This window comes from Burkholderia sp. F1, assembly GCF_050813845.1.
GTDB lineage: Bacteria > Pseudomonadota > Gammaproteobacteria > Burkholderiales > Burkholderiaceae > Burkholderia > Burkholderia ubonensis.
Genome location: NZ_CP172422.1, coordinates 3,322,958 through 3,343,702 on the forward strand (window position 1 = coordinate 3,322,958; position 20,745 = coordinate 3,343,702).

The 20,745-nt window shown below is 69.2% G+C and carries 21 protein-coding genes and 1 pseudogene; 7 read left to right on the forward strand and 15 right to left on the reverse strand.

Translation table 11 applies throughout. The features are described 5' to 3' along the window. Positions 1–11: 11 nt before the first annotated feature. From ACFIMZ_RS33495 to ACFIMZ_RS33515, 5 genes are read right to left on the reverse strand one after another with little or no spacing between them, the layout of a single operon-like run. Complete coding sequence (locus ACFIMZ_RS33495) at positions 12–1,265, reverse strand: MFS transporter (RefSeq protein WP_431823707.1); 1,254 nt, start codon at positions 1,263–1,265, stop codon at positions 12–14. Positions 1,266–1,285: 20 nt separating this feature from the next. Then, positions 1,286–2,494, reverse strand: coding sequence for a phosphoribosyltransferase family protein (locus ACFIMZ_RS33500; protein ID WP_431823708.1), 1,209 nt, complete (start codon positions 2,492–2,494; stop codon positions 1,286–1,288). Continuing rightward, entirely contained in the window at positions 2,491–3,531 is a 1,041-nt protein-coding gene (trpD, locus tag ACFIMZ_RS33505) for an anthranilate phosphoribosyltransferase (RefSeq protein WP_431823709.1), read from the reverse strand. The genes ACFIMZ_RS33500 and trpD overlap by 4 nt, the downstream gene beginning before the upstream one ends. Beyond that, positions 3,524–4,135 carry an isochorismatase family protein gene (locus tag ACFIMZ_RS33510; RefSeq protein ID WP_431823710.1) on the reverse strand — a complete coding sequence of 204 codons (612 nt, stop codon included), beginning with the start codon at positions 4,133–4,135 and terminating at the stop codon, positions 3,524–3,526. The genes trpD and ACFIMZ_RS33510 overlap by 8 nt, the downstream gene beginning before the upstream one ends. A gap of 17 nt (positions 4,136–4,152) precedes the next feature. Beyond that, a complete protein-coding gene (locus ACFIMZ_RS33515; protein ID WP_431823711.1) occupies positions 4,153–5,229 on the reverse strand; it encodes an LLM class flavin-dependent oxidoreductase in 1,077 nt (358 codons plus the stop codon). Positions 5,230–5,954: 725 nt separating this feature from the next. On the opposite strand from ACFIMZ_RS33515, the gene ACFIMZ_RS33520 reads away from it, so the two are divergent. Then, a complete protein-coding gene (locus tag ACFIMZ_RS33520; protein ID WP_431823712.1) occupies positions 5,955–8,336 on the forward strand; it encodes a DNA polymerase II in 2,382 nt (793 codons plus the stop codon). A gap of 15 nt (positions 8,337–8,351) precedes the next feature. Here ACFIMZ_RS33520 and ACFIMZ_RS33525 read toward each other — a convergent pair whose 3' ends face one another. From ACFIMZ_RS33525 to ACFIMZ_RS33550, 6 genes and pseudogenes are all read right to left on the reverse strand, one after another. After that, positions 8,352–8,663 carry an RHS repeat-associated core domain-containing protein gene (locus ACFIMZ_RS33525; protein WP_431825430.1) on the reverse strand — a complete coding sequence of 104 codons (312 nt, stop codon included), beginning with the start codon at positions 8,661–8,663 and terminating at the stop codon, positions 8,352–8,354. 220 nt (positions 8,664–8,883) lie between these two features. Beyond that, positions 8,884–9,447 (reverse strand): imm11 family protein, encoded by a 564-nt coding sequence (locus ACFIMZ_RS33530; RefSeq protein ID WP_431823713.1) that lies wholly within the window; start codon positions 9,445–9,447, stop codon positions 8,884–8,886. A 58-nt stretch (positions 9,448–9,505) separates the two neighbouring features. Further along, a pseudogene (locus ACFIMZ_RS33535) lies at positions 9,506–9,658 on the reverse strand (RHS repeat-associated core domain-containing protein); the annotation flags it as partial. Positions 9,659–9,768: 110 nt separating this feature from the next. Then, positions 9,769–10,305, reverse strand: coding sequence for a hypothetical protein (locus ACFIMZ_RS33540; RefSeq protein WP_431823714.1), 537 nt, complete (start codon positions 10,303–10,305; stop codon positions 9,769–9,771). Between the two features lie 205 nt (positions 10,306–10,510). After that, entirely contained in the window at positions 10,511–11,191 is a 681-nt protein-coding gene (locus ACFIMZ_RS33545) for an NrsF family protein (protein ID WP_431823715.1), read from the reverse strand. Further along, positions 11,188–11,844, reverse strand: a complete 657-nt coding sequence (locus ACFIMZ_RS33550; RefSeq protein ID WP_431823716.1) for a sigma-70 family RNA polymerase sigma factor — start codon at positions 11,842–11,844, stop codon at positions 11,188–11,190. The genes ACFIMZ_RS33545 and ACFIMZ_RS33550 overlap by 4 nt, the downstream gene beginning before the upstream one ends. A gap of 125 nt (positions 11,845–11,969) precedes the next feature. Between ACFIMZ_RS33550 and ACFIMZ_RS33555 the strand changes: the two genes are divergently transcribed. The 5 genes from ACFIMZ_RS33555 to ACFIMZ_RS33575 are packed head-to-tail and all read left to right on the forward strand — an operon-like array spanning position 11,970 to position 14,719. Beyond that, positions 11,970–12,290, forward strand: coding sequence for a BufA1 family periplasmic bufferin-type metallophore (locus ACFIMZ_RS33555; protein WP_431825431.1), 321 nt, complete (start codon positions 11,970–11,972; stop codon positions 12,288–12,290). Positions 12,291–12,292: 2 nt separating this feature from the next. Beyond that, positions 12,293–13,183 carry an MNIO family bufferin maturase gene (gene bufB / locus ACFIMZ_RS33560; RefSeq protein ID WP_431823717.1) on the forward strand — a complete coding sequence of 297 codons (891 nt, stop codon included), beginning with the start codon at positions 12,293–12,295 and terminating at the stop codon, positions 13,181–13,183. Further along, the gene (locus ACFIMZ_RS33565; protein ID WP_431823718.1) at positions 13,155–13,964 is read left to right on the forward strand and encodes an HvfC/BufC family peptide modification chaperone; all 810 of its coding nucleotides are present in this window, start codon (positions 13,155–13,157) and stop codon (positions 13,962–13,964) included. The genes bufB and ACFIMZ_RS33565 overlap by 29 nt, the downstream gene beginning before the upstream one ends. Before the next feature lie 29 nt (positions 13,965–13,993). After that, entirely contained in the window at positions 13,994–14,458 is a 465-nt protein-coding gene (locus tag ACFIMZ_RS33570) for a DoxX family protein (RefSeq protein WP_431825432.1), read from the forward strand. Between the two features lie 39 nt (positions 14,459–14,497). Then, the gene (locus ACFIMZ_RS33575) at positions 14,498–14,719 is read left to right on the forward strand and encodes a GDCCVxC domain-containing (seleno)protein (protein WP_431823719.1); all 222 of its coding nucleotides are present in this window, start codon (positions 14,498–14,500) and stop codon (positions 14,717–14,719) included. Between the two features lie 58 nt (positions 14,720–14,777). On the opposite strand, the gene ACFIMZ_RS33580 is transcribed toward ACFIMZ_RS33575, so the two are convergent. The 4 genes from ACFIMZ_RS33580 to ACFIMZ_RS33595 form a co-directional block, all read right to left on the reverse strand. After that, positions 14,778–16,229 (reverse strand): MFS transporter, encoded by a 1,452-nt coding sequence (locus ACFIMZ_RS33580; RefSeq protein WP_431823720.1) that lies wholly within the window; start codon positions 16,227–16,229, stop codon positions 14,778–14,780. An 83-nt stretch (positions 16,230–16,312) separates the two neighbouring features. Beyond that, a complete protein-coding gene (locus tag ACFIMZ_RS33585; RefSeq protein WP_431823721.1) occupies positions 16,313–17,332 on the reverse strand; it encodes a cyclase family protein in 1,020 nt (339 codons plus the stop codon). A gap of 80 nt (positions 17,333–17,412) precedes the next feature. After that, positions 17,413–18,693: a CaiB/BaiF CoA transferase family protein gene (locus ACFIMZ_RS33590; RefSeq protein WP_431823722.1), complete on the reverse strand. Its 1,281-nt coding sequence runs from the start codon at positions 18,691–18,693 to the stop codon at positions 17,413–17,415. A gap of 75 nt (positions 18,694–18,768) precedes the next feature. Next, on the reverse strand, positions 18,769–19,533 hold the full coding sequence (locus ACFIMZ_RS33595; protein WP_431823723.1) for an IclR family transcriptional regulator: 765 nt from the start codon (positions 19,531–19,533) through the stop codon (positions 18,769–18,771). A gap of 234 nt (positions 19,534–19,767) precedes the next feature. On the opposite strand from ACFIMZ_RS33595, the gene ACFIMZ_RS33600 reads away from it, so the two are divergent. Then, positions 19,768–20,670: an HpcH/HpaI aldolase/citrate lyase family protein gene (locus ACFIMZ_RS33600; protein WP_431823724.1), complete on the forward strand. Its 903-nt coding sequence runs from the start codon at positions 19,768–19,770 to the stop codon at positions 20,668–20,670. The last annotated feature ends 75 nt before the right edge of the window (positions 20,671–20,745 follow it).

Sequence of the window (20,745 nt, forward strand, 5' to 3'; positions counted from 1 at the left end):
CCGCCCTCCGCTCAGCGCGCCGTGGTCGGGCTCGCGGCCCGCGCGGCGCGCGACGGCGACGCGGCAACCGCGATCAGCGCGACCGACGCCAGTGCGCACAGCGCGCTGAACGCGATCGACGCGACGTAGCTGCCGTAGACGTCGAACAGCAGCCCGCCGATGCTTCCGCCGGCAACCGCCGCGACACCGACCGACACGTAAAGCGCGCCCAGGATCGCACCCAGGTTCGTGGTGCCGAACCAGCTTGCCGCAACCGACGGATAAAGCGAAATGCAGCCGCCGTTCGCGACGCCGAACAACACGGCGAATGCGGCAAGCGCGACAAAGCCGTGCGCGGCGAGCCAGAAGCCGTTCAGCAGCGCCAGCGCGAAGGTCAGCGCCATCAGCAGCGAGCGGGCGCCGATCCGGTCGGCAAGGCTGCCGAGCAACAGCCGGCCGGCCACGTTGCCCACGCCGATCAGCCCGATCAGGAGGTTGGCCTCGACGGCCGAGAGACCGAGCTGTCGCGCATACGGATTGATGTGGACGAGCGCGAGGAACAGCCCGACCGAACCGAGGAAGATCGCGGCGAAATACCACCAGAAGCGCGCGCCGCGAATTGCCGACGCGAGCGTCGCATCGGCGGCCGCCGGCTGCGCGCCGTTCGTCGCGCGGGCCTGCCCGGCATCGCCGTCCGCGCGCAGCCCCAGTTCCTCCGGCCGCCCCCGCACCACGACCGCGGCGGCACAGCCGAGCACCGCGATCCCTGCCGCAAACACGCGCATCGTCGTTTCCCACGACAGGTGCTGCATCAGCAGGCCGGCGAGGCTCGGCCCGACGAAGGTGCCGAGCCCGGTGCCCGCGAGCGCCAGGCCGGACGCCTTGCTGCGGTTCCTGACGAACCAGCGCTGCACCGCGGTCACCGTCGGCACATACACGAGGCCGACCCCCAGCCCGACGAGCGAGCAGAATGCCGCGAGGAAATGCGCCATCGACCGCCCGGCCAGACTGCTGACGAAGAAGCCGAGCGCCAGCAGCACCACGCCTGCGCCGACCACCTTGCGCGTCGACGTACGGTCGGCGATCGAGCCGGCAAACACGCCGACCGCGTAATAGATGAATGCGGTCAGCGAGAAAATCGACGCGACCGAGAATCGCCCGGCGCCGAAACTCGACTGCAGCTGTCCGAAGAACGCGCCGAACGAATAGGCCGCCCCGAAAATCAGCGCCAGCAGCAGGTGCGCCGCGATCACGACATACCAGCCCCGAAAGATCCGGTCACTCATGCGATCCTCCCTGCGATTCGTCAGTAGTTGACATCCAGCACGCGCGACATGTCGCCCGCGACGCTGACGCGCACGAGCGTCGTGACGTCCAGCCCGGTCGCGTCCCGTACTCGCTCGACGCCCGCGTAGTCGGCCTTCTCGGCGACGCAGACGATCTGCTCGACGTGTGCGCCCGCCCGCCTGACGGCCTCGACGAGACCGATCAGCGTGCCGCCCGTGCTGATCAGGTCGTCGACGATGACGACGCGGTCACCGGGCTCGACGCCGTTCAGGTACAGCGCGCCCGCCGTGTATTCGCAGCCGAACTCGACCTTCACCTGCCCTTCGAGCCCGGACGGATACCAGCGCGCGATGCCGTACGGCAGCCCCGACAGCAACGACACCGCGGCGAGCAGCGCGCCGCCCTTGTCCTCTTCGCCGACGAGCTTCAGCCCGGGCTCAACCGACATCACGTCGCATACCCGTTGCGCCGCCATGCGCAGCAGCGGCGCGGGGGTCGCCGGCACCTGCTCGGTCAGCGAATTGACCAGGAAACGCTTGCCGTTGATGCTGACGAGCGGCCGGCCGTCGAACGACGCGCGCAGGATGTCCGCATCGACCGGTCCGTGCGCCGCGCGTTGCGCGCCCCTGACCGCCGCGACGAACTCGCGCATCTTCGCCGGGTCCTTGCGGGTCGCGCTCGCGCCGACTCCCGAGCTGACGTCGACGCCGGACGGCCCGAGCAGGTCGAGCATGCGGCGCACGTTGCCGGCGTTCAACCCGCCCGCCACGATGACCGGCCGCGCGAACCGCAGCCCGCTCAGCCGCTCCCAATCGAAACGCTCGCCGGTGCCGCCGTCGCGGCCGGCCACCGCCGCATCGAACAGGTACGCGCTGACGTCGTACGTATTGACGACCTCGGGATCAAAGCGCTCGCCGACCCGAAATCCCTTGATCACCGGCCGCCCGACCTGTCGGCAATACGCCGGGCTCTCGCTGCCCTGAAGCTGCACGCTCGACACGCCCGACCGCGCCACGACGTCCTGCAGTCGTTCGAGCGGCTCGTCGACGAATACGCCCACCGTGCTGACGAACGGCGGCAACCGGTCGACGATCGCCCGCACGTCGCCCGCCGCCATCCTGCGCGGACCGTCGGAGAACACGAAACCGAGCGCGTCTGCGCCGGCGTTCACGGCGTCGAGGGCATCGTCGAGATTCGTCAGGCCGCAAATTTTGATGCCGGTCTTCATGAATTGCTTGCTCCGCATAGAAAGTTGTCGAGCACCTTGCGCGCCGCGCCGCTGTCGATCGCGTGACGCGCGAGCTGCGCGCCGTCGGCGAAAGTCCGTGCGCGTCCGTCGAGAACGAGCGCCATGCCGGCCGCCGCCGTCACGGTGTCGGCGCGCGGCCCGCGTTCGCCGTCGAGAATCGCGCGGCAGATCGCCGCGTTGGTCTGTGGATCGCCGCCGCGCAGGTCATCGACGCGGCACGGCGACAATCCGAAATCGCGCGCGGTGACGCTGAACGACGCGGTCGCGCCGCGCTCGACGCGCGTGACGAGCGTTTCACCGGCACAGCTCACTTCGTCGAGTCCCGCCACGCCGTGCACGACGAACGCCGCGTCCCGTTCCAGCCTCGCCAGCGCGGCGGCGATCGGCGCCTGCTGTTCGGGCCGCGCGACGCCGACGACCTGGCGGCCGATCCGCGCCGGATGCACGAGCGGTCCGGCGAGATTGAAGAGGCTGCGCATGCCGAGTGCGCGGCGCAGCTCGCCGATCCTCGGCGGAAAGTGGTGATGGCTCGCGGTCGACACGAACGCGAAGCCGCACGCGGCCAGGCTCGCCGCGATCCGTCCGGGCGCGCTGCAATGCAGCGCGTCGGCGCCGAGCGCGTCGATCAGGTCGGCGCTTCCGCACGCGCTCGTCACGCTCCGGTTGCCGTGCTTGATCACGCGCGCGCCCGCCCCGGCCGCGACGAACGCCGCGGTCGTGGAAATGTTGAACGTGCCCGCGCGATCGCCGCCCGTCCCGCCGATGTCGAGCGCGTCTTGCGCCGGCAGCGGCAGCGGCGTGCTGCGCGCGTTGATCGCGTCGACCGCGCCCGCGATCTCGTCCGCCGTCTCGCCTTTCCTCGCGAGCGCCGCGAGCGTCGCCGCGATCTCGACGTCGCTGAATCGCAAATCGAGCATCGCGGACACGGTCCTGGCCGCCTCGGCGCGGTCGAGATCGGCGCGCGCGTCGATCAGCCGGCTCATCACCGCGCGATAGTGCGCATCGGCGTCATGCATGTACGGCTCCGGTCGAGGGCGCGATCCTTGCGATCAGCGCATCGAGCGATACGACCCGCCCGAGCACGTAGCCGATGTGTTCGAGCGCCGCGTCGTGCCGCGCGGCCGTCGTGCCCGCCACGCACTCGCGCGGCACCAGCACGCGGTAGTCGAGCTGCAGCGCGTCCTGCGCGGTCGCGCGCACGCAGACGTCGGTGGCCACGCCGGTCAGCACCAGCGTGTCGACGCGCAGCCCCTTCAGCAGCAGGTCGAGATCGGTCGCGAAAAAGCCGCTGTAGCGGCGCTTGACGAGCACATAGTCGGACGCGGCGGGCGCGAGCGCGTCGACGATCTCGACGCCCGGCGTGCCCTCGACGCAATGCTCGGTCTCGCCGTACTCGAGCTCGAGACCGAAGTCGACCTTCTGCCGGCGATGCGCTTCCTGCGTGTAGATGACGGGCATGCCGGCCGCGCGCGCGGACTGCGCGAGCCGCCGGATCGCCGGCACGACGTCGGGCGCGCCCACGCAGGCGATCGGCGCGCCGGGATCGACGAAGTCCCGCTGCATGTCGATGATCAGGAGCGCCGTGCGGCGCGGGTCGAACGTGTCGCCCAAGGCATTCATCGAATGGCTCCTCCTGGTCAGTCGCGCAGATTCGCGACGATTTCCGCAAGCGCAGCATGGCTGTCGCGGATCGCGCTCATTTCGTCGAGATGGTCGAACCCCATCACGTGCAGCACGCCGAAACCGCCCGACAGCGCCTGCATGGCCTCGATACGCTCGCGCACCGTGTCCGGCGAGCCGACGATCCAGCAGTGCTTGGCGACGTACTCGACGGTGACGTCGCTGTCCGGCATGCCGGGATCCTCCTTGAGCAGGCCAAGCGCGTTGTTGCCCGCGAGCATCGGCAGATAGTCGTCGCGGAAATAGCGGCCCATCTCGCCGTCGACCGCGCGGCGCCAAGCCTCGCGATCCGTATCGGCGACCAGGATCGGCCGGCTGACTCGCCATTCGCTGCGATCGGGCGCCGGCCGGCCGGCCGCGCGCGCGCCCTCCTCGACGACGTCCCAATGCGTGTGCAGGTATTGCGGCGTGAAGCAGAAGCTGATCGGAATCCAGCCGTTCGCGCCGGCGAGCCGCAGCGTCGGCGACGACGCGGACAGGCCGGTCACGCCGATCGGCGGATACGGCGCCTGGAACGGCTTCAGGTGATAGGTGCTGCGCTTGTCGGGCAGATCCGCGGGACGCCGCGCCGTCCAGTACTTGCCGCGATATTCGAACGGCCCGTCGCTCTCCCAGAAGCGCGTCATGATCGCGATCGACTCGGCCGTCATCTCCCGATGCGCGCCGGACTTGTAGTCGATGTCGAACATCTCGAGGTCGAGATTCGTGCCGCTCGCGCCGATGCCGACCATCAGGCGCCCCTGCGAAATGTGATCGAGCATGCAGATCCGGTGCGCGAGCTCCGCCGGGTGATGGAACGGCAGCATGAACGCGCCCGGCGCGAGGCGGATGCGCTTCGTGCGCAGGAAGGCTTGGGCGAGAAGCAGGTCCGGCGACGGGCAGGGCTCCGCCGGCATCATGTAGTGCTCGCCGATCCATGCTTCGGCGAAGCCGGTTCGATCGAAAAACTCGAGTGTGTCGAGGTCGTGGTAGTGACCGTCGTGAAGCGAACGATGCTGCGGATGCGCCGGCATCATGAACGCGCCGAGTTTCATGGCGGATAGTCCTCGGAATGGCCGCGCAGTGCCGCCGCCCGATGTGGCCGGCCGGCATGCGACGTTGGTTTGTTGTGTTTCCGGACCGGCGCCCCGGCGAGCTGCCGCGACGACGATCGGAACGTCTCTCTCTCTCAGGTTCCACGTGAACCGGCGGGCTTGCCCCGCAGGTTCGGGTGGCGGCGTTCAGCCGCCTGACGACTTGCGTGCGGATCGCGCATCATCCCGATGCGGCGCGACGCGTCGTCAATTCAACTCGAGCATGCTTGAATTCCTTGTCTCCAGGTTGGAACACAGGACGCTTGTCGGCCCCGTTTGTGAAGGCGCGTCGCAGCGAGAAGCGCCGATTGACAGGCACAACCGAGCGATGCAAGCCGGGATCCGGACGCGTGGATCCGGATTGCCGAGCGCATCTGGTTGTATAGACAACGACAGAAGCCGCGCCAGTCTATGCCTTAATTTCACGTGCTGCGATGCGCGTAAACCCCGAAGCGATCGGGACCATCCGGCGATGACCGGGACGCGTCCGGCTGCCTGGTCTTGATTCTCGATTCTGTCTGACAGAGGCGCGCCGGAATGCAGGCGAATCGAGCCTACCGGTTCATTTGAACCGCGATTTGATCAGCATCATGCATCGTGGATTTCCAGCCGGGCAGGCACGTCCGGCGGCCGCCCCGCCCAGGCGTTAAAATCCGCCGCCTGGGCACCAACGACGAGCGCGCGTTTTGACGGAATTCGAGCAGGGTTTCATCCTCACCCGCCACTGGCGGGACACCGCAACCGGCGTCGAAATCGAGTTCTGGCTGGCAACCGAACGCGGTCCGCGCCAGGTGCGGCTGCGCCCGCAGGAAGCAGTCGCGTTCATCCCGGCCGAGCAGCAGGAGCCGGCCGCGCGCGTGCTGGCCGGCGAAGCCGGCGCCGAACTGCGCCCGCTCGCGCTGCGCGACTTCCGGCAGCGCCCGGTCGTCGGCCTCTATTGCCGCCGCTATCGCCATCTGGCCGGCCTGCAGAAGCGGCTGGCCCAAGCCGGCGTCGACGTCTACGAAGCGGACGTGCTGCCGCCCGAGCGCTACATGATGGAGCGGTTCATCACCGCGCCGGTCCGGTTTCGCGGCATGCCGGCCGGCGACGGCGCGCTGTCCGACGGCGAGCTGAAGGCCGCGGCCGACTATCGGCCCGCGCTGCGCTGCGTGTCGCTCGACATCGAGACCAGCGCGCACGGCGAACTCTATTCGATCGCGCTGGAAGGCTGCGGGCAGCGGCAGGTGTTCATGCTCGGCCCGCCTAACGGTGATGCGGGCAACACGGGCGACCTCGACTTCCGGCTCGACTACTGCGACGACCGGCCCGCGCTGCTCGCGCGGCTGAACGACTGGTTCGCACGGCACGACCCGGACGTGATCATCGGCTGGAACCTGATCCAGTTCGACCTGCGCGTGCTGCATGCGCACGCCGGGCAGTATCGCGTGCCGCTGCGGCTCGGCCGCGGCGGCGGCGTGCTCGACTGGCGCGCACACAGCCAGCAGCCCGATCATTTCTTCGCCGCGGCGGCCGGGCGACTGCTGATCGACGGCATCGACGCGCTGAAATCCGCCACCTGGACCTTCCCGTCGTTCAGCCTCGAATACGTCGCGCAATCGCTGCTCGGCGAAGGCAAGGCGATCGACAACCCGTATCAGCGGATGGACGAAATCCAGCGCCGCTTCGATCACGACAAGCCCGCGCTCGCGCGCTACAACCTGAAGGATTGCGAGCTCGTCACGCGCATCTTCGAGAAGGCGGACCTGCTGTCGTTCATGCTCGAGCGCGCGACCGTCACCGGCCTCGCCGCGGACCGCACCGGCGGCTCGGTCGCGGCCTTCACGCACCTGTACATGCCGCGCATGCACCGGCTCGGCTACGTCGCGCCGAACCTCGGCGACGTGACGGGCCAGACGAGCCCCGGCGGCTTCGTGATGGATTCGCGGCCGGGCCTCTACGATTCGGTGCTCGTGCTCGACTACAAGAGCCTGTATCCGTCGATCATTCGCACGTTCCTGATCGATCCCGTCGGGCTGATCGAGGGCCTCGCCCAGCCCGGCGACGACGCGTCCGTGCCCGGCTTCCTCGGCGCGCGCTTCTCGCGCACGCGGCATTGCCTGCCGGACATCGTGCGGCGGGTGTGGGAAGGCCGCGACGTCGCGAAGCACCAGCGCAACGCGCCGCTGTCGCAGGCGCTGAAGATCATCATGAACGCGTTCTACGGCGTGCTCGGCTCCACCGGCTGCCGGTTCTTCGATCCGCGGCTCGCGTCGTCGATCACGATGCGCGGCCACGAGATCATGCACCGTACGCGCGCGCTGATCGAATCTCAGGGCTACGAAGTGATCTATGGCGACACCGATTCGACGTTCGTCTGGCTCGGCCAGCCGCACGACGACGACGCGGCCGCGCGCACCGGGCGCGCGATCGTCGAGCACGTGAATCGCTGGTGGACGACGCACCTGCGCGAGCGCTTCGGGCTGGAAAGCGCGCTGGAATTGCAATACGAGCGGCACTACCGCCGCTTCCTGATGCCGACCGTGCGCGGCGCGGAGGAAGGCAGCAAGAAGCGCTACGCCGGTCTCGCGGTCGCGCCGGGCGGCGGCGAAGACGTCGTGTTCAAGGGCCTCGAGACGGTGCGGACCGACTGGACGCCGCTCGCGCAGCAGTTCCAGCGGGAACTGTACCGGCTCGTCTTCAGGCGGGAGCCGTATCAGGACTTCATTCGCGACTACGTCCGCCGCACGCTGGCCGGCGAGCTCGACGAACTGCTGGTCTATCGCAAGCGCGTGCGCCGGCCGCTGCGCGAATACCAGCGCAACGTGCCGCCGCATGTGCGCGCGGCGCGCATGGCCGACGCGTTCAACGACGCGCATGGCCGGCCGCTGCAATACCAGCGCGGCGGCTGGATCAGCTACGTGATGACGACGGCCGGCCCGGAGCCGCTCGAAACGATGCGCTCGCCGATCGACTACGCGTTCTATCTGAGCCGCCAGCTGCAGCCGGTCGCCGATGCGATCCTGCCGTTCCTGCGCGACGATTTCGAGTCGGTGATCTCGGGGCAGGGGCGGTTGTTTCCGGGTTAGTCCCGCAGCCAGAGCTCATCCTGGCGGTCGAGGGTTCGGTCTGTTGCCATGAGCCGTGAAGCTCGACACCAGACGGGCATCCGCTCCAGTTGCTTGCAGTCCTAATGGGTCGCGCCGAATGACGGGGTTGCGAACATGGATATACGGATTGATTCCGCCCGCCAGTCCAATCAGGTCCCTGCTTATGAAGCGTCCCGAACGCGGATCGCAATACCGGTGCCGGTTATGGTGCAGCCCCGTCTCGTGATCCCTGGACGCGAAGCCCCGCGCATCGACCACGATCCCTTTTCCCGCCAGCCGCTTCGTTATTGCACGATCCTCCAACACCAAGGGCCGCTCACGCGGCCCTTGGTGAAGGGAGCCTAAATTCGGCTTGCGAATCTCTTGAGCACCTCGGCTATTTCCATCGCCTCTGACTCGGATAGCTCAACAGGATCGCTTTCCTTCGTCATCGCCTTGATATGGATAGACGAACCTTGTTCAATCCATATCCGGATAGCCCCATCGCATGTTTCGAAATAATCTTGCACAGATCCGCTTTGCATTCCTATTCACCTGTAGTAAACCTGACTCCTTTCTTCGTGGCGCGCAGCACAGCATCGGCCAGTTGATCCCCGACGACAATGTATGTCGGGGAGTCGTATTGCCGACCCATGCCATTGGCCGGGAAATCGGGGCGCAAGACCATCTTTTTGAAACCGACCTTGGCGTCAGGAAATCCCGAGATTTTCACCACTACCGGCTCGGAGGCGTCGTGATCCACCACGTCAACGTTCCTCGTCAGGTTGAGAAGGAAGTACGAGCCATCAATAGCCACTCCGCCCGATCTAATGACTGCCGGGATGAACTGAACATCATCGTCATTCGCCAGTTCTTCGATCGCAACACGCACTGCTTCACTTACGAGCGGAATCAAGATGTCTGACCAGATGACGCCGTAGTCTCGAATCTTTGACAGCCCTTTTTGGGGAAGCTCGAAGAACAAGGGGTCGGGCCTTACGAGGCGCTTTGCCGCCTGCAACTCGAAGCGATCCACCCCATTTTTTGCCTCGTCGTAGCGTGCCATCCGACTTTCCGGATAGTCCGCCTCCGTGGTCCAGATTTTCGTCATGCTGCCTCGCCTTTCGTCATCTGGGATGATAGATCTTGTTGGTTACATGGGCAGGACGGCGCGGCGCCAACCCCAACGGATCGCTCCACTCGACGAGGATTGACGTGTATTGACAGACGTTGATGCCGCCGGCGAGCCCGATCGGGTCTTTCGATACGAATCGTCCGCTGCTCGGATCATAGTACCGATGCCGGTTATGGTGCAGCCCCGTCTACTTGCCGCTTCCCGCGACCTTGCGTTCACCAAAATCCACCGCACCGATGATGGCAAAACGGCCCGGCCGCATCGAAGCGGACCGGGCCGTCGTCGGGCCAAAGCCGATTACTGCGCGGTGCCTTGAGCCGAAACCGAGCCCTTCAGGCCAACCGATGCGCCGCCTTGCGCCGCGTTCGCCGCGCCGTCGAGCGCTTCGCCGGCCTTGGCCTTCGCGCTGCCGGCGACATCGCCCGCCGTCGTCATCGCGCCTTCCGCATGATGCTTCGCCGAGGCCGCGACATGCTTCACGTGCGCCTTCGCCGAATGCGTGGCCGACGTTGCGGCGTCCTTCGCCGAGCCGGCTGCCGAACCCGCTGCGTGGGTCGCGCCGTTGACCGCATCACCGGCCGCAGCGCCGACGCCGCCGACGGTCTTGCCAACACCGTTGAGCGCGCCGCCAACGAGGTTGCCCGCGCCCGAACCCGCTGCGTTCGCGCCTGCGCCAGCCTGCGCGTTCGCGCCGACGCCGAGCACCGGCGTCTGCACCTGCAGGCCGGCACCAGCCGAACCCTGCGCGCCCGTCTGGGCCGTCTGTGCGAAAGCCGCCGAGGTAGCCATTGCCGTCAGCGCAGCGCCGAGCAGAACCGTACGAAGCTTGTTCATGTTTCTTCTCCCCAAGGACATTGTCGGTGCGGCCGCATGCGTGCGGTCCGTCACGTTCCTCGCCGCACCATGCGGCAGGTGGGAGCTACTGTAGCGGGCCTGGGCGGCGCTGCGAGCGGATTTCGCCAACCTGTTACTCACGTTGCAAATGCTAACGAATGGCTCACAGTGTTTGACAGTTACGCGCTTGTGCGGCCGGATCGGCTCATGCGTCGCCGCCCGGCACGGTCGCCGGCGGCGCCGCCCACTTGAACAGGCGGCGGGCGAAGCGGGCGCCCCCCGCCAGCAGGATCGCCGTCAGGCCGAAGTGCCACGCGAGGATCATCACCGTCGCATCGAGCGGATGAAATACGGACAACGCCGCCGCCGTCATCGCCGACACCGCCAGCGCGCATGCCAGCGCCACCGGCAGCGGCGCGAGGGTCGCGACGTGGCGCAGCATCACGATCAACACCAGCCCGAGCGGTGCGCCGACCAGCACGAGCGTCGCGAAACAGCGCGCCGTCTCGCCGAGCGACACGCCGTCCGGCCCGATGGCGACCCAGTTCGTCAGGCAGCCGTAGCCGATCGCCGAGATCCAGACCAGCAGCGCCGGCACCGGCAGCCACAACCAGCGCATCGAGCGCCCGGGTACGCTCGCGACGAACGCCGCGAGCGCCGCCAGCACGCCCGTCGCCACGGCGGCGCCGACGCTCGTGACGAACCCGGGATCGCGCAGCTTCGACGCCAGATCCGGCCGCGCGCCATGGGCGAGCGCGACGCATGCGACCAGCAGCGCGGCAAACAGCAGCCAGCCGGTCGCGCGCCGGAACGGACTGCGCAACACGCGCACGGCCGTCCCGTCGGCGACCAGCGACTCGATCAGTTCGGTTGTCGAGCGCTTCATTGGCCGCTCCCGTCGTCCTTTCCCAGCAGCTTGCGCAGCGTCCTGATCCCGCGATGGACGGCGACCTTCAGCGCAGCGACGCTCATCCCGGTGGCCAACGCCGCCTCCTTGAGGGACATCTGCTCGAGTTTCAGCAGCCGCACGGCGTCGCGCTGCCCGGGCGGCAACTGCGCGAGCATCGCGCGCAGCACCTGCGCATCAGCCGCTTCTTCCATAAGATTCGCTCCGTCGCCGGACAAGGTTTCGTGCTCGGGGTCGAGCGGCGTCTCGCGCGCGAGCGCGCGCCCCTGCCGGCGCAACGCGTCGACGATCCGGCGGCTCGCGATCGCGACCAGCCACGGCCCGAACGGCCGCTCGGGCGAGTACGTGCCGCGCACCTGGTGCAGCGACACCAGGATGTCCTGCACCACGTCGTCGACCGTATCGGGACCGACGCCGTGCCGCGCGACGAGCCGCCTCAGGTAGGGCGTCACGCTTTCGAGCAGGCGGCGGTATGCGGCCCGATCCCCGGCCTGCGCGCGCGCCATCAGCGCCGACCAGTCGGGCGAGCCGTCGGCGCGCGCCGCCGTGACGTCGGCGGCGTCCTCGCGTCGAACCGGCGCCGGCTGCACCAGCCGGACGCGGCGCCTTCGACGGTCATGCGGATCCGGCATGGCTACGCTCCGTGCAGCATGAGCCGGTCCGGAAAATGCCGCCGGCGCTGCGTAACCTTTTGTCGCGCGGGAACGAATTTTCTGACAAGGTCGCGCACCGGCGATCCCCCTTTGGAGACGACACCATGAACCCGTCCGTTTCGACCATTTCCTCGCTGTCGGCCGCCGTCGGACTCGCGCTCGCGATCCAGGTCGCGCCCGCCCAGGCCCAGGCCATGAAGGACATGAGCAACATGCCGCAGGTCGTCAAAGACAATATGGCAAGAATGGCACAGAACCACCTGGAGAAATGCTACGGCGTCAACGCGGTGGCGAAGAACGATTGCGCCGAAGGCGCGCACTCGTGCGCCGGCCAGTCCACGCAGGCGCGCGACCCGAAATCGTTCGTGCTGCTGCCGGCCGGCGACTGCGGCAAGATCGCCGGCGGGAAGCTCAAGGCCGGCTGATCATGCGCGCGGTCGAGACCCGAATTCACGCCGCCGCCAGCCAGGTGCCGGCACGGGCAGGGGTGGGCCTGCGCTTTCGCCATCACCGCGACGCGCTGGAGCGGCCGCCGGCCGGTGCGTGGTTCGAGGTCCACACCGAGAACTACATGGGCGGCGGCAGCGCGCCGCGCTGCCTGGACGCGATCCGCCGCGACCATCCGCTGTCGCTGCATGGCGTGGGCCTGTCGCTCGGCAGCGCGGACGGGCTCGACGACGCCCACCTGGCCCGCGTGCGCGCCGCGGTGCGCCGCTTCGAACCCGGCCTCGTGTCGGAGCATCTGTCGTGGAGCGCGATCGGCGGCAGCTACCTGGCCGACCTGCTGCCACTGCCGATGACCGAAGAGGCGCTCGCGCTGGTGTGCCGCCACGTCGACCAGATTCAGACCGCGCTCGGCCGCCGCATGCTCGTCGAGAATCCGTCCACCTACCTGCGCTATGTCCATTCGACGATTCCCGAGTGGACGTTTCTAGCGGAGCTCGCGCGACGCACCGGCTGCGGGCTGCTGTGCGACGTCAACAACATCTACGTGAGCGCCTGGAATCACGGCTGGAATCCGCAGACCTATCTCGCCGCGCTACCCGCCGCGGCGGTCGGCGAAATTCACCTGGCCGGACACCGCGTCGCGCAGATCGACGGCGGCCGCACGCTGCGCATCGACGATCACGGGTCGCGCGTCGCGCCCGCGGTCTGGGCGCTGTACCGCGACGCGCTGCGCCGCTTCGGCCCGGTGCCGACGCTCATCGAATGGGATACCGACGTGCCGCCGCTGGACGTGCTGCTTCAGGAGGCCGAGATCGCGGAAACGATGCTGGAGGAGGTTCGACATGAACCCCGATGCGCCCACGCTGGCTGAGCTGCAGCAAGCGGTCCGGCAAAGCCTGACCGGCGCCGGGGACGACGCGTCTGCGTGGGTGGCGTCCGACGGGCTGGCTTCGCCTGCGCGCCTGTCGATCCATCGCAACACGGCGACCGCCGTGCTCGTGAACGCGCTGCGGCTGGCCTTTCCCGCGTTCGAGCGCCTCGTGGGCGCGGACTGCTTCGAAGGCGCCGCGCGGCGCTTCATCGCCGCGACGCTGCCGGACAGCGCATGGCTCGACGCCTACGGCGGGGCCTTTCCGGCATTCCTGGCCGGCTTGCCGCAGATCGCGTCGACGCCGTGTCTCGTCGACGTCGCACGGCTCGAATGGCAGATCAACGTCATCCTGCACGCACCCGACGCCGCCCCGCTCTCGCTCGCCGGTCTCGCGTCGCTCGACGACGATACGCTCGGCGCGCTGCGCCTGCAGCGGCATCCGGCCGTCGCGCTGCTGGCGTACGACGGCCCCGCCGACGCGATCTGGCGCGCCGTGCTCGAACAGGACGACGCCGCGTTGTCGCGCATCGATCCGGCCAGCGGCCCCGTACGCCTGCTCGTCCAGCGCACCGAACACAGCATCGAGGTGCTTGCCCTGACCGGCGGCGAATGGTCGATCGCGGCGGCGCTCGTGGCCGGCGAGCCGATTCGCGACGCGCTGTCCCGCGCGCTGGACGTCGACGGCCTGGCATGGCTGACCGTCCTGCTCGCGCGCGGCTGTTTCACCGACATCGGGCCGGCGCACGGGCGCCAGCAGCCTGTACAAGGACCGACATCATGACCCGCCCCGCCCGAACCGAACACATCGGCATGCCGTTGCGCGTCGTGCTGTCGCGCGCGATCCGGTGGCTCGATCGCGTGCCATACTGGCTGCTCGCGGTCCCGCTGCGGCTCGCGGTCGCCACGATCTTCTGGAATTCGGCGATGACGAAGCTCGCGGACTGGAACGCCGCGCTGGCGTTGTTTCGCGACGAGTATCGCGTCCCGCTGCTGCCGCCGGATATCGCCGCTTACGTGGCCGTGTCGATCGAGCTCAGCACCCCCGTGCTGCTCGTGCTGGGGCTCGGCGTGCGGCCGGTCGCACTGGTGCTGCTGGGGATGACCACCGTCATCGAGATTTTCGTGTATCCGCTCGCGTGGCCGACGCACCTGCAGTGGGCGGCGATGCTGCTCATCCTGCTGTGCCGCGGCGGCGGCGTCCTGTCGCTCGACGAACTGATTCGCCGGCGCTCGCCGTGGTCATGGCCGCCGAACGTGCGAGACACGGACCGCTGACGCCGAGCGCGTGCCGGAATTCATGCCCAACCGAACGTCATGAACGAACTCCGTCTGGAATCCATACTGACCTGCCCCCGCTGCGGATTCGCGCGGCAGGAAACGATGCCGGTCGACGCGTGCCAGTTCTTCTACGAGTGCCAGGGCTGCAAGGCGCTGCTGACGCCGAAGCCGGGCGACTGCTGCGTATTCTGCTCGTACGGTTCCGTCTGCTGCCCGTCGAAGCAGCGTGCCGCAGGCGATTCAGCAGCCGGCTGCTGAATCCAGTCGAGACACTGCGCGGACGCCCGAGACGAGCCGCCCGCGCAGCCCCCGCCTCTCACGATCGCCGCGTCGGCAGCACCTCCAGCCGCGCATCCGCGGCCTCGCCCGCCGCAGCATCGGCGCCGCCGTCCGAAATCTCGTCGAGCGCCCGGTTGTTGGTCCGCGGCCCGAACGCGCCGATCGACAGCATCACGATCAGCATGCTGCCGCCGATCAGCACGAACACCGCGGACACCCCGGCGCGTTCGAGCAGCAGCGCGACGACGAAACTGCTCGCGATTCCCGTCAGGCGGCCGATCGAATGCACGAAGCCGAGCGCGCGCCCGCGGATCTCGGTCGGAAACACTTCCGACTGGTACGCGGTGCCGTTGCTCGCGAGCACCGTGTTGGACAGCGTGACGAGCAGGCCGAACGCGATCACGAACGGCGCCTGCGCCGACATCGCGAACGCGGTGCCGAACAGCGCGACGCCGAACGCCGACGCGACGATCAGCCACTTGCGCTCGATCCGGTCGGCAAGCAGGCCGGCGACGAACGGCGACACCGGATACGCGAACGCGATCAAGAACGCATACCAGAGGCTCTTCGTGACGGTCGCGCCCTGCGCGGCGAGCAGCGTCGGCAGCCACTGGCTGAAGCCGAAGAAGCCGATGCTCAGGAATGCATTGAACGCGATCAGCATCGCCGTGCGGCCGCGATGCCGCGCGTCCCACATCGACGGCGCGCGCTGCGCGGCCGGGGCCGCGACGGCCAGCGTCCGGACCGCCGGCAGCGGCCGGCCGGATTCCCGCTCGACCGCCTGCTCGAGCCGCCGCAGCACGGCTTCGGCCTCGGCCTCGCGGCCGGTGCGGGCGAGCCAGCGCGGCGACTCCGGCAACCTCGACTGCAGCCACCAGACGACGACCGCGCCGCTGCCGCCGAGCAGCACGACCCAGCGCCACCCGGACATGCCGAGCGGATCGCGCGGCACCCACAGCCACGACACCAGCGCGAGCACCGGCATCGCGAGATAGCCGACCGCGAAGCACAGCGCGAACGCGCGGCCGCGCACCGCCTTCGGCACCAGCTCGGTCAGGAACGCGCCGATCGTGATCAGCTCCGCGCCGATGCCGCAGCCCGCGACGAAGCGGCACACGAGAATGCCGATCGCATGCGTCTGCACGCACATCGCAAGGCTCGCCGCCGTGTACAGCAGCAGCGCGCCGGTGAACAGCGCGCGCCGCCCGAAGCGGTCCGCGAGGCGCGACACGAACATCTCGCCGACGAACAGCCCGGCGAACGTCGCCGCGCCGAGCGCGCCCTGGTCCGACATGCCGAGCACGCCGTGCGAGCCCGCGCGAAAGATGCCGTCGCGGATCAGCCCCGGCGGCAGGTAGGTCATCTGGAACAGGTCGTAGACCTCGAAAAACCCGCCGACGCTCAGGAACAGCACGAGCGTCCAGATGCTGGCCGTCGCGGGCAGGCGGTCGATGCGCGCGGCGATCGACGCCGCATGGGAATGGGACATGGCGACTCCTCGATGATCCGCCCGCGCGGCCTGCGCGAAGCGGCGGACAGGGCGCCGGCGCGGGGTGCGCGCGGCGCCGGCGTTCATACGGTGGCGACCGGATTGACCGGCGACCCGACGAGCCCGCGCAGGTGCAGCGGCGGCGCGGTCAGCAGGAAGCGGTTGCGCCGGTGCGCGCGCAGCCAGTCGGCGAGCGGCGTCAGGTGCCACAGCTCGCCGAGATGAATGCCGAGCTTGAACAGGCACAGCTCGTGCAGCGGCATCAGCGCGCCGGGCCGCTCGCGCGCCGACGCATGGCGCGGGCGCTCCTCGACCGCGTGGTTGTCCGCCGCGAGCGCGGCGAGCCCCGATGCGTCGATCCATTCGAGCAGGCGCGGATCGTTGCCGTCGAGCACGCAGCACACGTCCGGCGCGCCGGGCTCGCCGCGCGCGTCGGCGTCGAGCAGGCGATCGGCGAAGCCCGTATGCACGCACACGATGTCGCCGCGCTCGACGATCACGTCGTCCGCGCGCAGCACCGCCATCCATTCCGCGTAGCCGATCTTGCGCCGCTCGTCGCCGAAGTGGCGGCGCAGGTCGACCAGCACGCCACGCCCCTGCACGCCGGTTTGCGCCATCACCTCGATGCCGAGCGCGCGCGCGCCACCGCGCGGCGCGCCCGCTTCGGGCACCTGGATGTGCTCGTCCATCCGGTAGCCGTTGTAGAACACGCGGGCGCGCTCGCCGTCGCCCGCCGAATCGAACAGCGAGCCGACGTGCGACAGCGCATCCCACTGCGTCGAGAACTGCGAGTGCATGCAGAACGAATCGTCGCAGACCACGTCGGTTGCGTTGGCAACCTGTTCGTCCGCCCGATAGCCGAAATACGGCTGGTCGCCGAGCAACGCCGGCATGATCGCCGGCGGCCGGCGCCGCGCGTTCAGCCCGCCGCCGCGCGGCACGTCGAGCGGCAGGCTCAGCGAGAACACGCGGCCTTCGCGCACCTCCGCGACGCCGCGCAGCACTGCGTCGGCCGTCAGCCAGTTCAAGCGCCCTTTCTGATCGTCCGGGCCGAAATCCCCCCAGTTCGAGCCGGGCGGCCGATGGGTCCAGCGTGGCTTCATGATGTCTCCTCCATGCAATGTCCAGGGTGCGGCGGCCGTCCTTCGCGGCCGCGTCGCGCGTCGTGCCCAGAATCTTGCGCCTACCGCGTGCGAATCACGCCCAGCCCGGCGAGCCGCTCGTATTCGCGTTCACCGAGCAGCGGCAGCAGGATCTCGCGATTGTTCTCGCCGAGCGCGGGCGCCGGCCGGCGGAATACGCCGGGCGTGGCCGACAGGCGCGGCGTGATGTTGTGCATCGGCAGGCTGCCGACGTCGTCGTCCGGCAGCTCGACGATCGCCTCGCGCTCGATCACGTAGCGGTCCTGAACGATCTGCGCGATGTCCTGGATCGGCCCGACCGTCACGCCCGCTTCCTCGAAGAACGCGAGATTGGCGTCGAGATCGCGCGCGGCGATGAATTCGCCGACGATCGCATCGAGCGCCTCCGCGTGCTGCACGCGCTGCACGTTGGTCGCGTAGCGCGGATCGTCGATCAGGTCCGCGCGGCCGATCGCGCGGAACAGCCGCTCGGCCATCGCCTGCGTCGAGCTCGACAGGCACAGCCACTTGCCGTCTCGGGTGCGATACGCGTTGCGCGGCGCGGTGTTCGACGAGCGGCTGCCGGTGCGCGCCTTGACCTCGCCGGTCAGCACGTAGTTGGCGGCGGCCGGCCCGAGAATCGACAGCAGCGGCTCGAACAGCGACACGTCGATCACCTGCCCCGCCGCGCCGTGCGCGTCTCGCGCATGCAGCGCAACCAGCACGGCGATCGCGCCGGACAGCCCGGCCGTCATGTCGCCGAGAAACATCGGCGGCAGCACCGGCTCGCGATCGGCGAAGCCGTTGATCGCCGCGAACCCCGCATACCCTTCCGCGAGCGTGCCGAAGCCCGGCTTGTGGCGGTACGGCCCCGTCTGCCCCCAGCCGGAGATCCGCGCGATCACCAGTTGCGGCCGGATCGCGAGCAGGTCGTCCGGGCCGAGCCCCATCTTCTCGGCGACGCCGGGCTTGAAGCTCTCGACGAACACGTCCGCGTCGCGCACCAGCCGGCGGACGATGTCGATCCCCTCGGGCGCGCGCAGGTCGACGCACACGCTGCGCTTGTTGCGACCGTACACCTTCCAGTTCGTGCTGATCCCGCCCGCGCCGACCGCGCGCAGCGTATCGCCGCGCTCGCTCTCGACCTTCACGACGTCCGCGCCGAAATCGGCGAGCTGCACGCTCAGCATGTTGCCCGCCATCAGGCGCGACAGGTCGACGACGCGCACGCCCGCGAGCGGCCCCTGCGCGCCGGCGTCGAACGGTTTCGGATGGATCGGGCCGGTGGACGCGCGACGGCGCGCGCCGGCCGCGTGAGCGGCCTGCGGATCGGGAACGAACATGCTTGTCTCCTGGTTGGTGTGTGTGTCGTTCGATGCGGAATGCGGGGAAAGCGCGCGCTCGGCCGCGCGCCGGCGCTACTCGAGCAGCGCGCCGAGCTGGTCGGCCGTGCGGAACGCCGCGCCCGCGGCGGGCAGATCGCCGCCCAGCGCATGCGTCAGCTCGGCGGCGGCCGCCTGCACGCGCGGCAGGTAGTCGGCCAGCACCTTCTTGTTGAAGCGATAGCGCGGCACGCCGAGCGAAATCGCGCCGCTCAGCACGCGGCCGACGCCGAACGCCGGGCACGCGATCGCCGCGCTTTCCGGGTCGCGCTCGGCGATCGACACCGCATAGCCCTGCTCGGCCGTCTTCTCGTAGTCGCCGCCGCGCGTGCCGCTGAACGCGAGCAGCACGCGCCCGGCCGCGCCGACGTCGAGCGGGAAGCGGTCGCCCTCGCGCAGATGCGTTCGCACCGAGCGCTGCGCCTGGATGCGGAACAGGCACACGCGCTGGTCGCCTTCGCGCACGTAGAACGCGGCCGTCTCGCCGGTTTCCGCCGACAGCTTCGACAGGATCGGCATCACGTACTCGCGCAGCTGGAACGACTCGCGATACATCATCCCGAGCTGGAACACGGCCGGCCCCAGCACGTAGCGCCCGTCCGGCAGGCGCTTGATGAAGCGGAACTGCTCGAGCGACTCGAACATCCGCAACAGCGTGCTCATGTTGAGCCCCGTCTCCTCGCTGACCTGCGCGAGCATCAGCCCGCCGGGCGCGTTGCCGAACGCCAGCAGCGCGGTCAGCGCGCGGTTGACCGCGGCCACGCCGCCCTCTGCCGGATTGCTTGTCTCCACCTTGCTCATGTCCACCTCGTGCGATGCCGGGCGATACGTGCCGCGTCGCGGCGGCCGGCATCCAAAAAAATGAAAGTCACTTTCATTATACGCAGATCATCGATGACATCAACATGAATCCGCGCCGCTTCGCTCGCTCATCCTCGTGCAATCTCCCCCGGAAACTAGGCGTTAACGATAATCTTGACGAATGGGGTCATCCATCACAAAAATGAAAGTGACTTTCATTTCTTGAGATCACCGATGAATCCATCGTCCCAACCCGTCTGGCGCTCGCTGCTGTACGTCCCCGCCCACGTCCCCCGTTTCGTCGCATCGGCCGCCGCGAGCGACGCCGATGCGCTGATCCTCGATCTCGAGGACAGCGTCCCGCCCGCGTGCAAGGAGGCCGCCCGCGACGGGCTGGCCGACGCCGTGCCGGCGCTGCGTGCGCCGGGCCGCGACGTGCTGGTGCGTGCCAACGGCCCGCTCGACCTGCTGGTGCCCGACCTGCGCGCGGCCGTGCGGGCCGGCGTGGACGGCGTCGTGCTGCCGAAGGTGCGCGGCGGCTCGCACGTCGAGGCGATCGACGAGCTGCTGGCCGCGCTCGAAGAGGAGGCCGGCGCGCCGCCCGGCCGCACGCGGATCGTCGCGATCGTCGAAACGCCGCGCGCGTTCCAGGCAATGGACCGGATCGCGCGGGCGTCGCCGCGCGTCGTCGCGATGATGCTGGGCGGCGGCGACTTCGCGCTGAACTGCGAAAGCGGCGCGAGCGCCGACGTGCTGCGCGTGCCGAAGCAGCTGCTGATCATCTCCGCGCGCGCCGCCGGCATCCTGCCGCTCGGCCTCATCGGCGGCCTCGACGAGCTGCGCGATCTCGACGCGTTCGAGCGCATCGCGCGCGCATCCGCGGAGCTCGGCTATGCGGGCGCGACCTGCATCCATCCGCTGCAGGTCGGCGCGCTCAACCGCGCGTTCCGGCCCGACGACGACGCGGTGCGCGACGCGAACGCGGTGCTGGCCGCCTACGACGACGCGCGCGCGAACGGGCGCGGCGCGCTGCGCGTCGACGGCAGGATGGTCGACGCGCCCGGCGTCGCCCGCGCGAAGCGCGTGCTCGCGCGTCACGCGGCCGTGCAGGCGCGCGCCGAAGGCGCGCCCCGGTGATGCGCGCGCCGCCCTTCATCGCTGCGTTTCGTCCCTGCGCACGTCCCTGCGCACGCGCGCGTCGCGTGGTACGCG